The following is a 15620-nucleotide window of genomic DNA, read 5'->3' as shown; positions in this document are numbered from 1 at the left end:
AGACCCGAATTTGGGTCTTATTTCTTATACCAGAAACGGCATTCTTCGCCACCATTGAGGAGTTTCTTATTCGCGAGTCCGAATCGTACATCGACGGGGTATGACGTGATGAATCCGCCGCCATTTTCACCGACTTCGCGGATAAGTTTCCGATAGATATCATCGATATCTTCACTCTGGAGACGATTTCCATATGGAGGATTGGTGATGAGAGTTATAGGTGATGAGTGATGAGTGATGAGTGAACCCATACTCGTCTCATCGTTCATATCTCATCGTTCATATCTCAAATAATTTCCTACCGAGAAATGAATATCTCCCGCAACTCCAGCACGTCGTGCATTTTCTTCAGCAATTCGTACCATCTCAGGTTCGATATCACTAGCGAGAACGGTATATTTTCCACTTGGATAGATTTTTTTCTCGGCTTCTGCACGAGTATTCTCGAGACGTTCTTCATCAAAAAAAGGAAGTTCTTCGATACGGAAACTGCGGAAAAGTCCTGGTGCGATATTTCGCGCTATCATGATGGCTTCGATAGGAATCGTTCCTGAACCACAAAATGGATCAAGAAGGGGAGTACTGTATTTCCAATTGGCGAAAGCCACGAGCGCTGCTGCGAGGTTTTCCTTTATCGGTGCTTCTCCAGATTCACGGCGGTATCCACGCTTGTGAAGCGGATCACCCGTGATATCGATAAGGACATGAGCGACGTTATCGATGAGGAGGATGAGAATATGAACTTCTGTGTCATTGGTATAGTTCGGCGTATTCAGTGTCGAAAAAATCGCATTCTGTGCGACACTTTGGATAGTCGGAGTACTGGTGAGAGTTGATCTCGTCGATGATGCTTCGATAACGATTTGTTCTTTTCCTGTCAGATAGTCGCTCCACACAATTTCTCGAAGCACTTCATGGAGCGTGTCGAAATCAGTGATTTTCTCTTCGCGAAGTGAGAGATAGACACGGTTCGCAAAACGACTCCAGAGAAGGAGTTCATACATGTTTTTCTCAGTCCCATCGCACTTCACGAGACGATCTTGTCCGCGGATATTGTCGAGACGGAGCTTCTCACATTCCCGCTTCACGAGGGATTCGAGTCCTGACTGACAAGTGAGAAGGAAATGGTAGGATTGTGGGTTGGTAGGATTGTGGGTTGGTAGGCTTATGCTCTGAAGCTTTGCCTCTGCTGTTTTCGGAGTATAGGAAATTATTTTTATCATGTCGGTGAGTGTATGGAAAAAGTGAATTATATCCAAAAAATAAATTTGACAATTATTAATATATTTATATTAATAATTAACTATTTTTATTCTATGAATACTTCCGAGCAGATTTTCCTTGATACTTATCAACAGAGCATAGATAATAATCAAAAACGTGATAGTGATTTTCTTGTATGGATAACAAGTCTTCAACAAGATTTTATTTCATTAGGAGTGGCTTATTGCGACGCATGGATTGCTTATATTCAAGATTCCTCGCTTTCTCTTGGAAAGAAGAAAAATATTATTGCCAAACTCCAACTGCTTCGTAAAAAATACCTTAGTATAAGTAAGATGTCTCTTGTTCAGTTTGAGTTAGGTCTCCAGATGATGAATTTTGAGAAGAATCCAAGCATTGTTCGAGATATAGCTAATATACCACTAAGCCCCAAGTCATCACTCAATAGAGAAGAGAAGCGCCAATATTTTTGACTTTTTTCTCGATTGCTTTGTTCTCGTAAATACAATCCTATTGGAAATATTCTTACTCTGGAAGATGAAGTCTCAAGTATTCTTGCATCTTCCCAGAAGGTCATTCAACATAAAAATACCTCATCCGAAGACGAAGGGGGTATAGCCCAATCCAATCCTAAACCCAGAGAACCATCAGGGCGTTTTGTGAGTATTGATATAATTCAGAAACTCCAGCATAATTCAGAAACTCCAGCACAAAAGATGGGTCAGATTCAGGCACGATTGGACAATATTCTTTCCTGACCATTTACTGAGAAGCATCTTCAGGAATTAGGAGTTATGAGGCAAAGAGTTGAAGGTATGAGAGTAGAGACCAGACAAGAAAAACTCAGGATGGAGACCCTGAACCGTATTGATAGTGCAATGAATGGAATTAGGGAGAATATTTCTTCGCCAACAACTCAAGTTCCTCTCATAGAAGGAGAATCCAACCTTTCTCAAAAAGATACTGATAATCCCGTGGAAATACTACCACAGAATAAGGAGTGGAAGAATTATATAGAAGAACTCTTATTAAATGGACTAGATCATACACTTTCCAGTACGAAGAAGAACTGACGTGTTGCAGTCGGTGACGGATCATTTGTAGTAAAGGTACTGCGCCCATTCTTACAGAGCCTCATTATTTTACTGGATACCAATAAAATTAATGCCTCGTCCACTTCCTGGCAAGAAATTATTATAGCGTTGGATTGAGTTCATGATGATCAAGATGCAGCAAGAATGGCATTTCGATGAATATTGGCACAGTCTTCTCATTCAGGAGTATGGAAAAATTTATGGCAGTGACTCATTGCTGCAATTGAGATATACTCAAATAATGCTGAATTTCGAGAAAAAAGAAATGCATGAAAAATACCACTATCTAATGTTATAGAATTCATGCGCGATAATCCCCCACCAACTCGGTAGGGGATTATTTTAGGCATTGAACTTTGGTTTATATTCTTTCTCATAACGTTCCTCACATTCCTTGATGATTTTCTTCGCTTCTTCGACCCCGAAGAATCCATCCACACGGCAAGTTCCTGGCTTCTTGAGATCCTTGTAGTGTTCCCAGTAGTAAGTTGTCTCCTTGAGCCAGTGAGCACCGAGTTGTTCGTAGCTCGTGATATGATCCATACGCTTGTCGTCAGCGATAACACCGATAACCTTATCATCAACTTCACCACCATCATTGAACTTCATGATACCGATGATACGGATTTCTGCGAGAGACCCAGGGATAAGTGGCTCAGTCACACCAACAATCTCTACATCGAGTGGATCTCCATCTTCATCCCAAGTGCAAGGGATTGCTCCATATGCGAATGGATATGAGAGAGAAGAATATCCGACACGGTCGAGCTTGAGTTGACCTGATTCCGTGATGATTTCGTATTTGTTGATAGTCATGGAGTTGAGCTCGATGATAGTATTGATACGATTCTCACCTTCGTCAGCAAAAGCAGGGAGAACATGAAGAAGATTGAGCATGTATTTGCTTGGTGCGTGGTCGATATTGGCCATGAGAAAAAAATTAGAATATAGGAATGAAGATAGAATATGAAAAAATCAGAAAAATCAAATTCTCTTCAATATATTTATGTATAATTGATAAAATAATTTTGTATATAGATACGGGATTTTTCCCTTGATAAGAATCCCTTCCTTCCTATACTAGGTGACATTATCCTTATTTATTTCTATGTCTAAAAAATATCTCACACTGCTTCTCGTTCCATTTTTTGCTTCTTGTTCGCTCACAGGTGCTCCCACTGACTTCACTGGAATGTACAATTCTCATGTGAAATCTCAGATAGAATCTCTCCGTGAAATCGGGAAAGACCTCGGAATGAATCAAAAATATGCTGTTGATGGTTCTATGCAAATGATTGCTTCTGTTCCTGGATTTATGAGTGGCGTTTTTTCTAGTGACTATTCATCGAAGGTAAATGGGCGAGATGCAGAATTCACGGCACGAAATCTTCTTTTGTCATATGAGGCACTTATAGCATCAGGATCAATATCACTTGATACACTTGGCATCATTTCTCATGAAGGTGATGCGTATTTCCTCATGAAGGATCTCAAACAAATGAATATGCTCAGTGAAGATGTGATGGGTGTTATTCAGAAATATAGTAATATTTGGCTTGCTCTCACAAAAGAAGATATGAGGGATTCATTCTCTGGAGCAACGGAGAGTGATGCACTTTCGTATAAGATTTCTGAGTCACTTTCTTCTCTGACTCTTGATGAGGTTGAGGGCTATCTCACGAAATATCCAGTGCTTCAACAGACAAAAGATCTCGGAATGTCTGGTTCGATTCAGAGCTACGAAGTGATGTTGGATGTTCAAAATATCGTTTCTCTGGTTGATGTGGTAACTATTCGTTTGACAGGAAGCGGGATGACAGATGAAGATAAGAAAGAGTTTTCTGAGAATCTTGCATCACTTCAGGGAACTGGAGTAGTGAGTTATGATCCGAAGAATCCGAAGTATTTCGATATGCAACTCGCGCTCACGACTGAGCAAAATGAGTCAACAAAGATAGCACTTCATCAAGATGTTGATGTATTTGCTCTCACGGCAACAACAGGGGGGAACGCGTTTTCTATCGCTACAGAAAAATCAAAGACAGGAGAAAAGAATCTCACTATCAGTATGAGTCAAGATGGAACTGAAGTCGGAAAACTGATTGCAACATTGAAGTATGATGGTGAGCGTCTCGCAGAACTCACGACAACACTTTCATCTCCTGCACAAGGATTCACAGTGACGATGAATCACAAAAATGCTAAAGACGGTTCATTCGAAGGGAACATGAACTTCGGTGTTGGAAGTGCTACATGGACAGGAAAAATTCTCAATAAAGCTCTCGCAGCTCTTCATATTCACGGAGCGGTTATCGGAAATACACTCGCACTTGATCTCGAAAAATGATCTGATGATATGATTCGTGGTCCGATCGTAGTGAAATCTGGAAATGTAGAATCATTCAATGCTGATGTTGGACTTCGCGCAACTCCAGAACGCTTTTCTCTCATACTTGATATGGCGATTCCAACAGATGATACAGATACAATGGAAGCTCCAAAGGCACATTTTGAAGTAGACGTTATCGCGAAACGTTCTGATTTCTCTGGAAAAATCAATGTTCCATCCGAGACAAAACCATTCAAAGAATTCATCGATGCAATCAGTGCATTGGAACCACCAGAAACTTTCATCGAGGATAGTTCTGAGTTTGATGATATCTCAGACATCGATTTTTCAGAGTCAAACGAATAATTCTCATATTTTTTCTATGCGCAAATTTCTCATTACTCTCACAGTTATTGCTCTCATTCTGTCGATTGTTGGAACAGGAGTGGTTGTCTATATCGATATGACTACACCAGTTGATCCTCAATCTGCGGTATCGGTTGAATAATTCATTTTCTACTTTTCTATGTCTGATCAGCAACTTACCAACGAGCAAAAGCTCGAAGAACTCTATCAAATAATTACCAAACAAGAATCTCGTCGCAAAACGGCTATGGTAATGAGATTTTTCAAATGGATTATTATTTTCGGATTTCTCTATCTCATCGCAACGAATCCAGAAGCGATCATGGGAAAGGTGACAGAAATGATCAAACCACTAATTCTCTCAACAGCAAGTGGCATGATCGAGAGTCAGAAAACTGAACTCGAGAAAGCTCTTCAGGATATGCTTCCTCAGTGATCGTTTTCTAATATGCAGTAAAATAGAAACTCTATCGATAGATGACTCATTCAAAGGAACGGCAACGTTCCTTTTTCCTTAAAACAACTAAAATACTCTTATGATTATAACTCCCCTCGGACATACAGAATTCCTCGTCGATATCGCGAATGATGCTGGTCGCAATATTCGCATCATGGTAGATGGTTGGCTCTCAGATTTTTCTGTCGGTGACCTCATGGAACGCAGTGTGAAGGTCGAACTCGATATGGAGAATATCAAAACCGTCGATATTATCTATGTATCGCATTCACATACGGATCATCTTGATCCATATACTTTGTTGCCTATTTATAGAAATGCGAATCCGATCCTGCTTCTTCCGTATACGCTCGCATTTGTAGTACCACTGATTCGGGAATATATCCCAGAGATTCATATCGAGATATTGTACCCACATCAGGCATTCCGCTATGAGGGAATCGGTATCACGGGACATATGTTCCCACAGAATACCATCACTAATGAGGATGATGTAATGATGCTTTCGATAGAAAACGATCGAGAACTGCTTTTTGCGGAGATCGATACACTTCCGGAAGAAGATGATCTCGATACACAAAAACAACTTTTTCGCATTCTTTCGAAAAAACCATATGAGACCGTCTGCTATCTCGCGAGTCGCAATGAGCTTCCTGGGCAACTTCCGGTCCTCGACCTTCCGATCAAAAAACGAAAAGCCTTCCGCGATGAATATATTGCCGGACGAAAAGAGGAAATGTATTTCTCGTATCAGAAAGGAGAATATGAGGATTTCGCGAACTTTCCGAACATGTACGAGATTCCGAACCTGGTGCGAGGATTTATCGGGCAGGGAATTGTCTATCCGCGTCGTTTTTCGCTCGATTATGCTCGTGTGCAGATTTTTCCACTCGAAGAGATTGCATCCATGGAGTCAGATATTGCTCGCGAGTGTGGCTATGAATTTCCTCAGAAGGCGCTCCTTCCAGGTCGACAGTATCGTGTCGAGAATGCAAATATCGAAACATGAAGAAAAGAATGTCCTATCGGAGAACTTATCATCGATCGCGAACATGGGAATCTCGAGAGTACTGATCCTCGCCTCTATGCTGAGGCTCCACTTTTTCCACGAGAGAATCTCGATATAGACGGAGCGAAAAAGCGAATTTTTGAAGTACTCAATACTCGATTCCTTCCGTATTGGTCAGCATCGGCAGTTGCTTCGCTTCGGTCGGCGCTCATCAAAAATCATGATGGATGTTATCGGATTGGACTCAAGGTTTCTGTCATTCCGGGCTTGACCCGGAATCTAGAAAGTATTACAGATTCTGGATTCCTGCCTACGCAGGAATGACAGGAACAATGGATTATTTTCGAGTATTCACTCGCAGATGTCGCGTTCCGTGAAGTTCCATATTCATCTGAACTTCAAGTCGACGAGGATTATTGGCTTCTCGATATTGTCGATTTTCTCGATGGTCGTCAGGAACTCTACTCGAACTTCTGGCATCGACTCGATCCGAAAAAAATCTATCGACTCTGGATGTGTCTCGGTGCGAACTTCTGCAATCATGATCTCCTCCTGAATAAATATCGACTTCACTTCGAGCGTGCGAAATCCTGACTCACGGTTAAGAGTTTCGTCGATGAGGTCTACAATAATCTTTCCCGATAATAGATTTATACTGCTGTATGGAATATTTTTCTTCCTCGGGTATGTGTATCTCTATCATGCGAAGAAGAAATAAAAAAAGCCCACCAGCCGCGGGTGGGCGGAGGGTGGGGGTGTATTAAGGTATAATGTGATTACATTTTTCTTCAAGTGATTTGAGACAAAACTCAATATATAATTTATATTCTTTTTCATTTCTCACTCATCTCATAAAGAAATGGTCTGAATTTTCTAGAATTTCACTACGAACTAATTTTATAAATTGTTTTATGTTCTTTATGATTCTTGTTAATTTTTTAAAATGAGTATTTTCAATATTCCACTCAATATTTTGAAGGTGGAGTAATAATATTTCACAATATATCTCTAAACTATTAGGATGATCTCATCAAACTTTTAACAACTTTTCTGATTTTTTTACTTTTCATAAAACAAAAGCATCAACTCTACCTCTTTCTCATGTATATCCTATACTTTTCAATATTGAATCAATGATATTCATATTAGAATATGCGTTTCTGATTTGAGTTTTTGATGAACTGATTAATTCTTCTGGTTTTACAAGACCATTTTGAATCATGATTTCTATGAGATTGTCTTTATCTCACATAATCTCAATCATCATGAGCTTGAGTCTTTTTGATACTATTATATTTTGAAAAAGAGTCTTAATATTTTCTCATCTTCTTAAAAGTTCAAAAGTAGCAAGAATTTTTTCATTTATATCGTTTTCGTCTTGCGTTCCGTTTGGTAAAACTGCAATTTCTGATTGGACTATATTTATGAGTTCTTCTTTTGATAATTTTTGGTATTTTTCAGGATTGAAAAACTGAGAAATTACATTTCTTGCCTGCGCAAATGATTCATAATATGGATTATTTTTTATCTCTTCTGGTGTATTTCTTGGTTGAGAAGGAGAGGTAAAAGTATCTGCTTTTATAAGTCCATCAAATCCAAGTATATAGGTTCCATATTTTTCTGTTTGAATAAAATACGCTGAAAAGTTATGATGATGTATCGTTAAAATATTTTGTGTGGTAACTCTACCGTTTACTCAAAGATTTTTGAGGAGATTTTCTAAATCATTACTACTATAGGAATTATATGGAGAAACAAAATCTTTTAAGAACGATTCGAATTCTTCTTGAGTTTCAATTGGTTTGCAAAACTCTATGTTATCTTTTACATGTTTTTTTGTTTTATCAACAATACTTTGAAGTCATTCTTTTTCAATTTCTTCTCAAAGAAGTTGAATCGATTTTGGAGAAAATAATTGTGCTGGACTAACTATATTAAAACCATCAATATCCTTTACTGGTTCTCACTCAATCAAGAAAGTACTAATTTTATTTCTTATGTAGTGGTCTTCTCATCCTATATATTCTATTCATACTTCAATACCTGGGGTATTTTGGTTATGAATTTTATACGCGCAGTTATTTTCATCCACTACTATGGCACATCACATATTTCCGTTGAGACCGTATACTGCTTTAAAGAGCTTATTTACATGCACTTCTCCATAATTTCATTTAATAGATGAATCTCCGTCGTGAAAAATCATTTGTGCAGGGTATACTCAAATGCCGTTATCTTCTCAACTTGGAGAATGTATTACTATTTCAAATGCATGAGATCAATTTCTTGGATTTTTTATTGCGGGTGATAAAATCTTCCATCTTTTTTCTCCGTTGCTATTCGTACATTCTTCAAAAAATAATCACATAAGTGGAAATATATTTTTTGCTTCTTTTCATCCATTTCATGAAGTTTCCTTTATTTTCTTTGGATATTCAACGCGATTGATTTTACTATTGTCTTCTACTCATTCCAAAGTGTTCCAAGGAATTATATTTCCATGTATATCATAAAAATTTCATTTTTGTTTTTTTTCATCATAAACATAAAGAATTACTCAACCTAAATTACTAGACGCATGTAAACGAGAAAAAATTGGAAGTGTGACATGAACGATTTTTCCTTGTTGTAGCCAATTTTCTATCGTATCAATACTAGGAATTTCTCAACCACTGGATAATAATGCAATGAGGTGTTGAACTTGTCCATATTTTAAACCACTTTTAGCATCAATTTGATTAAAAAATTTTTCTTTAAAAGTATAATAATATATGTTATCACGAGCTCGCATCATTTCATCAAGATGACTTCTATTTGCATATAACGCTTCCAGAAAACATCTTAATCAGGGAATACTTTCTTGTGAAGTTTCAGGAGTATCCATAAAAGTGAATATTAAAAAGTACTGTTAATATTCTGCATAATATATTTATTTTAGTTTTTGTCAAATGTAGACATTTTTTGCCTTTTCTTCACTTTCTCATATAATTCCGCCCATGCAAAATACTCAAAAACACCTTCACGTCATCGGCATTGGCGGCATCGGAGTCTCGGCTCTTGCTCGCTACTACAAGCACCTTGGTTATACTGTCTCTGGTTCGGATGGCGCGGATTCACCATTTCTCGATACACTCAGAAGTGAATGATTCGATATCCACATCGGACACACGGCAGACAATCTCCGAGATGATACAGAGCTCGTTATCTATTCCGAGGCGATTATCACGAAGCCAGATCTCACACCAGAAGAGCAGATTTATTCGAATCCAGAGCTTGCGAAAGCCCGAGAACTTAACATTCGACATATTTCCTATCCAGTTGCGCTCGGTAAAGTCTTCAATGCGAAGCAGGGAATCGCAATCACGGGTTCTCATGGAAAGTCGACGACGACGGCCATGACGACGCTCATGCTCGCGAACGAGTATACGGATAATCCCACGATAGAAATCCCTGCAGATGGAAGCTTCGCATATGTGCCGACGGCACCAGGGTGCTCGGCGATCATCGGGACGCAGGTTCCACAGCTCGGGAATACGAATTTCTACACTGAGATTCAGGCAGAAAATTTTGTCATCGAGGCGTGTGAGTACAAGCGTTCATTTCTCCAATATCATCCATATATCACGGTTATTACGAATATCGACCTCGATCATCTGGATTATTACCAGAATCTTGAGGATTATATTTCCGCATTCCAGTCAATTGTTGATCAGACGCGAGGATTTGTAATCATCTCTGCGGATGATGATAATTCTCGGAAACTCCAGATTCCTGATGAGAAAAAAATCATCGTTGGAAATGGGAAAATCGTCTATTTTCCGCGTGTGGAAGAGATGTGTTGCAACGGAAAAAAATGCTACACCGTCGAGAAGGATATGCCACTTCCAGAGCTCCACCTCCAGGTTCCTGGCGATCATCTCCTTCAGGATGCGTATCTCGCATATACGGTAGGACGACTGCTCGGGATGCAGGATGATATCATTGTACCGAAGCTTGAGTCGTATCGTGGTTCATGGAGACGTTCTGAGATTGTGAAAACGACAAAAAATGGGAATATCCTCATGTCCGACTATGGTCATCATCCGAATGAGATTCGACCCACCCTGCATGCCATTCGCGAAAAATATCCAGACAAGAAGCTCTACGTAGTCTTCCAACCGCACCAATATTCTCGTACTCGCGAACTCTTGCAAGAATTCGCAATAAGTTTTTCTGATGCTTCGACACTCGTAATTCCAGATATTTATTTCTCTCGAGATAAGAAAGAAGATGTTGAGTGGATGACGACAGAGCGGCTTGTGGCCGCGATTAAAGATGCAAAATTAAAGATGCAAGATAAGGAATCAGACATGGTACTAAATGGAAAGGGACTTGAAAATACTACCAAAATCATTCGTGAATATGATGAACAAAATCCTAGATCTTCGGTAATATTGCTCCTCGGGGCAGGGGATGTGGATGGACTCAGATATGATATATTTTAGATGATTTTACAGATTCAGAAAACATAATATACCACCTCTTTCCGAGAGGTGGTATAAAAAATCCCGATATAACAGTTTTACCGTATTGATACTATCCTCGTGGTAACTTATTTATGAATTCAAACATTTTATCTAGTAAGTGCGGATACTTTACACTAAGTCTCGATATATCTTGTTTTAGTCCGCCATTTCATAGTAAATTGATTACTTCACTTTTTTCTGGTTCATTTTTAGATCTTCATAGTCTCTGATTGAGATCAATTCTTCGATCAATAAGAATACATAACCATTTCAATACTCTTAATCAATCTATTGCATCCTCTTTGGAGAGGAAGTCTAGGTCTAGATAGAATATATTTGGTTTTGATTTTAAGTATTCTTGTATGCCTCCTATAGAGTAAACATTATTCCTTTGATAAATACTCATATCAGGGCCATATAACGCCATAGCCTCAAAATAGAATTGAGTCTTTGTATTTGGAACTTCTTTTACATTATCTTGTATAAGCGATTCTCCTAAGTTAAGTTTTTCAGTCATGGTGCTGATATTATAGATAAGTATTTTGAGTAAATATATTCTTTTTATTTATTAATGTCAAATTCTTGGACAAGAAGAGGTTCTATATTTTGCTTTCCTGAACTTTTCAGTAATATCATCTCATGAATCTCTCACCATGACATCTCATCTGGACAACTATTATGACACTTATCATATCACATCTCGGCGCGAATTATCTGAAAGATAATACTCCACGAGGATATTGGTTCTGGTTCACGATATTGAATATTGTATTTGGATTGATGGTTATGTAATTATTTCTTACTTTAATCCCAGTAGTTTTGTTGATAAATATTTTTCCTTTCCCTAACTTTGGTTAGGGTTTTTTATGGTTTGATTTTTCATTCTTTTTCCCTATACTTCCGCCATAAAATCGAACTTTTCTCTCATGCAAAATCGCTACGGAATCCGCATCGCAGGGCCAGCTGGTCTCGGTATGCACTCGGTGATGGATATCATCGCCAATACTTTCTCCACTTTGGGATACAATGTGATCACTGACAGTGAATATCAGTCGATCATCAAGGGTGGACTCAATTTCTACGATGTGAACATCTGTTCCGCATCGCCCTATATTGCTCGTGAAGTCGACGTGCTCATTTCACTCAATGAGAAAAATATCACCCCAAATCTCGTGGATCTCAGAAAGTGAGGGCTTCTCATTGCGAACAAGAAATGGATAGAAAAAGTGGAAATCGCTTTTCCGACGCTTCGTACGGATTTTGTTGTCATCGATCCGCTCATCCAGGACAAATACGAAAATACCTATCTTGTGGGGATGCTTGCTGGATATATCGGTGTAGATATTTCTGCTTTTGAGCCATGGATCGCGAAATCTTTCCAGAAGAAATGAGAGGAAACGGTTGCGAAAAATTTGCAGATTTTGAAAGAATATGCGGAAATCGGGCGTTCCCGTCATTCTGAGCGAGTTTATCCCCTGTGGGGAAAGAATCCAGGTGCCTGAGACTCTGGATTCCTGCCTCCGCAGGAATGACGGACACCAAAGCAACTCACTTACGGAAATAAGGCGATTGCCTACGGTGCGATGGATAGTGAACTCGAGTTCTATTCAGCGTATCCGATGACTCCCGCTTCGACGATTCTTTCTGAGATTGTGAATGCAAAACGTATTCCATATCTTCAGGCAGAAGATGAGATTGCTGTGATGAATGCGGCTCTTGGAGCTTCATTTACTGGAGCTCGTGCGATGGTGGGGACTTCAGGTGGAGGATTTGCACTCATGACGGAGGCACTTTCATTTGCTGCTGAGGCTGAGTTTCCGATTGTGGCTGTGCTTTCTCAACGCGCGGGTCCAAGCACAGGAACTCCGACCTATCATGAACAGGGTGATATGCTCTATGCAGTGCGTCCGACTTTTGGTGACATCGAGAATGTCGTGATGATTCCTTCCTCTATGGAAGAATGATATTACATGGGCGGACAGTCGCTCAATATCGCACAGAAATATCAGACAACCGTGATTCTCCTTACGGACAAGCAATTCTCAGAAGGAAAGGTGTCAATCGGGGAACTCGTACCTGCACCAGTTGAACGTGGAAAATTGATTACAAATCCAGCCACTGACTACAAACGCTATGAGCTCACGGATGACGGTATTTCTCCATATGTCCGTGTGGGAACTGAACAAGGTGACTTCATTGCGACATCATACGAACATGACGAATATGGTGCGACGACTGAGGATATGCTGATGAAGGTGAAAATGACTGAAAAACGAGCAAAGAAACTCCAGAACTTCTTCGAAAAAGAGGGAATCTACGGATATGAAGTGGTAAATCCAAGTGCGAAGAAAAAGATGGTAACGACGAGTTTCAATGCCTACACGGCACGAGCATTTGTCGAACAGAATCCAGAATGGGGACTCGTGATTATCAAGTTCCTTGCACCAGTCGATGTTCGTCTTCGTGATGAATTCGCGAAGTGTGAGAAAATCGTCTTTGTCGAGAACAACTACTCAGGACAGCTCGAAGGATACCTCACAAAAGAGCTTGGACTCGCGTATATCGCAGGACTCGAAATCGGAAACCTCAGGAAATATGATCTCCTTCCGTTCTATATGGAAGATCTTAATTCTTTAATCTAAATGTTTATGAAAAATTGAATGCCTGGTATTAGAGTTTCTTCATATTGATTACCGAAAGTAATAAATTCAGAAGCACATAAGCAATTTGTTGGAAATGTATTTGGTATGCTTCATGGAAAACCAAGAAAAACTTCCAGATTGGTTCAAGGATTCGGGGTTGTAATTTCCAACACTTTAAGTAATAAGTAAAATTCTATGCGCTCTTGACTCACAAGCATTCAATGAGAAAAGACATACGTGTTTATCGATAGTCAAAATGTGAATCTTGCCATTCGTGATCAATGATGGCAACTTGAATTGGAATAAATTTTTTCGTCATCGATTCGCTGACAAATAAACGAACGAAACTCGAATACATAAAAAAAGACACCACCTAGAGTGCAATACTCGAGACAACGTCTTTCAATCGTGATACACGAGTATCATATCAGAAAACTTCTTAAAATCAAACTTTTTATAAAATATGCGCTCTTGACTCACAAACATCCAATGGTGTCCTGGTTGCGGAGACTTCCTCATCATCATGGCAATCAAAAATGCATTCAAGGAACTCGGAATTCCATCACACAAGCGTGTGGTAGTTTCTGGAGTAGGTTGTTCTGGAAAGGCCTCTCAGTATATCGATGGATATGCGGCAGAAACACTTCATGGTCGTACTCTTCCATTTGCTACTGGTGTGAAGATGGTGGATCCATCACTCACGGTGGTTGCAGTTGGTGGTGATGGTGATGGCTATGGAATCGGTATGGGGCATTTTATCCACTCGTGTCGTCGAGACCTTGATATCACATATATCGTCTTCAATAACGAGAACTATGCACTCACGACTGGACAATCCTCTCCAACGACTCCGATTGGTGCAGTGACCAAGACTGCTCCAGAAGGGAATCTCATTGCTCCACTCAATCCGATAGCACTTGCGGAACATGCAGGATGCAAGTTCACGAAAAAGGCACAATCCAAAAATTTCCAAGAATTGAAAGAAATTATCAAAGCAGCAATAGAGCACAAGGGATTTTCTCATATTGACGTTGAACAGGATTGTCCGAGCTTTAGACGATGGGCAGTAAATCAATGAACAAATAACAATTAACAGTGAACAATATATGAAAGAAAATATTCTCAAAGAAAAAAGCTTTCATTTTGCGTTGGCAGTTGTAAGACTTTCTCAATTTCTTATTTCTGAAAAGAAAGAATTTGTTTTATCGAAACAATTTCTTCGAAGTGGTACAGCAATTGGTGCCTTAATTCGAGAGGCGGAATATGCTCAGAGTCGTCCTGATTTCATTTCAAAACTTCATATTGCTCTAAAAGAGGCAAATGAAACAGAATATTGGATAGAGTTGCTTTATGCTTGATGATTTGTGGAGCTTGATGAATACAAAGAATTTCTTGAAGCAAATAAAGAACTTCTGAGAATGCTCATTTCCAGTATAAAAACAACAAAAAATCCTTAATTGTTATTTGTTCATTATTTATTTATACATTGATATTTCTTCTTCCTACTGATACATGCTACGGTCTTGCAGGTGAATTCACTGAGCAGGATTACCAGGAAATCTATCGTCTGAAAGGACGGGATTTCACGAAGCCGCTTGCATGGTTGGTGAAGGATTATGAAGATCTCCAGAAATATATCGAAATTACGGATGAACAGATAGAGTTCCTGAAAAAATACCCTCGTCCATGGAGTATTCTCGGGAAAAAGCGCGAAGATTTTGTTTTGCCAGAATTTCTCAATCCAATAACCTATGAGAAAATATCGCTTCGTGTAGCGGAAAAATGTATTATTGCAGATATTCGCGATAATTTATCGTATCCACTTTTTCTCACTTCAGCGAATATTTCTGGAAATCCAGAATCAAAAACTCTCGCCGAAGCGAGAGAATATTTTCCATGATTGAAATGAGTCGATGGAGGAATCTGTGATGAGCCACCATCGGATATTTTTGAGTTCTGAGAGGATGGTGAAGTGAAATATCTCCGAAAGTAAA

Annotated in this window: 15 protein-coding genes; 11 read left to right on the top strand and 4 right to left on the bottom strand. The window is 39.3% G+C overall.

Annotated elements, in window-relative coordinates:
* Window positions 1-17 precede the first annotated feature (17 nt).
* A complete protein-coding gene (locus PHY14_01675) occupies window positions 18-1223 on the bottom strand; it encodes a hypothetical protein (protein ID MDD2693619.1) in 1206 nt (401 codons plus the stop codon).
* 93 nt (window positions 1224-1316) lie between these two features.
* Here PHY14_01675 and PHY14_01670 point away from each other — a divergent pair, with 93 nt between their 5' ends.
* Window positions 1317-2651 (top strand): hypothetical protein, encoded by a 1335-nt coding sequence (locus PHY14_01670; GenBank protein MDD2693618.1) that lies wholly within the window; start codon window positions 1317-1319, stop codon window positions 2649-2651.
* Window positions 2652-2660: 9 nt separating this feature from the next.
* On the opposite strand, the gene PHY14_01665 is transcribed toward PHY14_01670, so the two are convergent.
* Window positions 2661-3248: an inorganic diphosphatase gene (locus tag PHY14_01665; protein MDD2693617.1), complete on the bottom strand. Its 588-nt coding sequence runs from the start codon at window positions 3246-3248 to the stop codon at window positions 2661-2663.
* Between the two features lie 178 nt (window positions 3249-3426).
* On the opposite strand from PHY14_01665, the gene PHY14_01660 reads away from it, so the two are divergent.
* The 4 genes from PHY14_01660 (at window position 3427) to PHY14_01645 (ending at window position 7124) form a co-directional block, all read left to right on the top strand.
* Window positions 3427-5013, top strand: a complete 1587-nt coding sequence (locus PHY14_01660; protein ID MDD2693616.1) for a hypothetical protein — start codon at window positions 3427-3429, stop codon at window positions 5011-5013.
* Between the two features lie 16 nt (window positions 5014-5029).
* On the top strand, window positions 5030-5155 hold the full coding sequence (locus PHY14_01655; GenBank protein ID MDD2693615.1) for a hypothetical protein: 126 nt from the start codon (window positions 5030-5032) through the stop codon (window positions 5153-5155).
* A gap of 18 nt (window positions 5156-5173) precedes the next feature.
* On the top strand, window positions 5174-5470 hold the full coding sequence (locus tag PHY14_01650) for a hypothetical protein (protein MDD2693614.1): 297 nt from the start codon (window positions 5174-5176) through the stop codon (window positions 5468-5470).
* A gap of 79 nt (window positions 5471-5549) precedes the next feature.
* Window positions 5550-7124 carry an MBL fold metallo-hydrolase gene (locus tag PHY14_01645; GenBank protein MDD2693613.1) on the top strand — a complete coding sequence of 525 codons (1575 nt, stop codon included), beginning with the start codon at window positions 5550-5552 and terminating at the stop codon, window positions 7122-7124.
* A 115-nt stretch (window positions 7125-7239) separates the two neighbouring features.
* Here PHY14_01645 and PHY14_01640 read toward each other — a convergent pair whose 3' ends face one another.
* Window positions 7240-9363, bottom strand: a complete 2124-nt coding sequence (locus tag PHY14_01640; GenBank protein ID MDD2693612.1) for a hypothetical protein — start codon at window positions 9361-9363, stop codon at window positions 7240-7242.
* A 112-nt stretch (window positions 9364-9475) separates the two neighbouring features.
* Here PHY14_01640 and PHY14_01635 point away from each other — a divergent pair, with 112 nt between their 5' ends.
* On the top strand, window positions 9476-10963 hold the full coding sequence (locus PHY14_01635; GenBank protein MDD2693611.1) for a Mur ligase family protein: 1488 nt from the start codon (window positions 9476-9478) through the stop codon (window positions 10961-10963).
* Between the two features lie 91 nt (window positions 10964-11054).
* Here the strand turns inward: PHY14_01635 and PHY14_01630 are convergent, their stop codons facing one another.
* Window positions 11055-11501, bottom strand: coding sequence for a hypothetical protein (locus PHY14_01630; protein ID MDD2693610.1), 447 nt, complete (start codon window positions 11499-11501; stop codon window positions 11055-11057).
* Window positions 11502-11623: 122 nt separating this feature from the next.
* Here PHY14_01630 and PHY14_01625 point away from each other — a divergent pair, with 122 nt between their 5' ends.
* From PHY14_01625 to PHY14_01605, 5 genes are all read left to right on the top strand, one after another.
* Entirely contained in the window at window positions 11624-11776 is a 153-nt protein-coding gene (locus PHY14_01625; protein MDD2693609.1) for a hypothetical protein, read from the top strand.
* Window positions 11777-11910: 134 nt separating this feature from the next.
* On the top strand, window positions 11911-13626 hold the full coding sequence (locus PHY14_01620; GenBank protein MDD2693608.1) for a 2-oxoacid:acceptor oxidoreductase family protein: 1716 nt from the start codon (window positions 11911-11913) through the stop codon (window positions 13624-13626).
* Window positions 13627-14089: 463 nt separating this feature from the next.
* Window positions 14090-14719, top strand: coding sequence for a thiamine pyrophosphate-dependent enzyme (locus PHY14_01615; protein MDD2693607.1), 630 nt, complete (start codon window positions 14090-14092; stop codon window positions 14717-14719).
* Window positions 14720-14732: 13 nt separating this feature from the next.
* Complete coding sequence (locus PHY14_01610) at window positions 14733-15083, top strand: four helix bundle protein (GenBank protein MDD2693606.1); 351 nt, start codon at window positions 14733-14735, stop codon at window positions 15081-15083.
* A gap of 29 nt (window positions 15084-15112) precedes the next feature.
* A complete protein-coding gene (locus PHY14_01605) occupies window positions 15113-15619 on the top strand; it encodes a Sua5/YciO/YrdC/YwlC family protein (protein ID MDD2693605.1) in 507 nt (168 codons plus the stop codon).
* The last annotated feature ends 1 nt before the right edge of the window (window position 15620 follow it).

This window comes from Candidatus Gracilibacteria bacterium, from assembly GCA_028687475.1.
GTDB lineage: Bacteria > Patescibacteriota > Gracilibacteria > BD1-5 > UBA2023 > STC-74.
The sequence above is the reverse complement of the archived record's forward strand: the minus strand, read 5'-3'. Positions and strand labels throughout refer to the sequence as shown.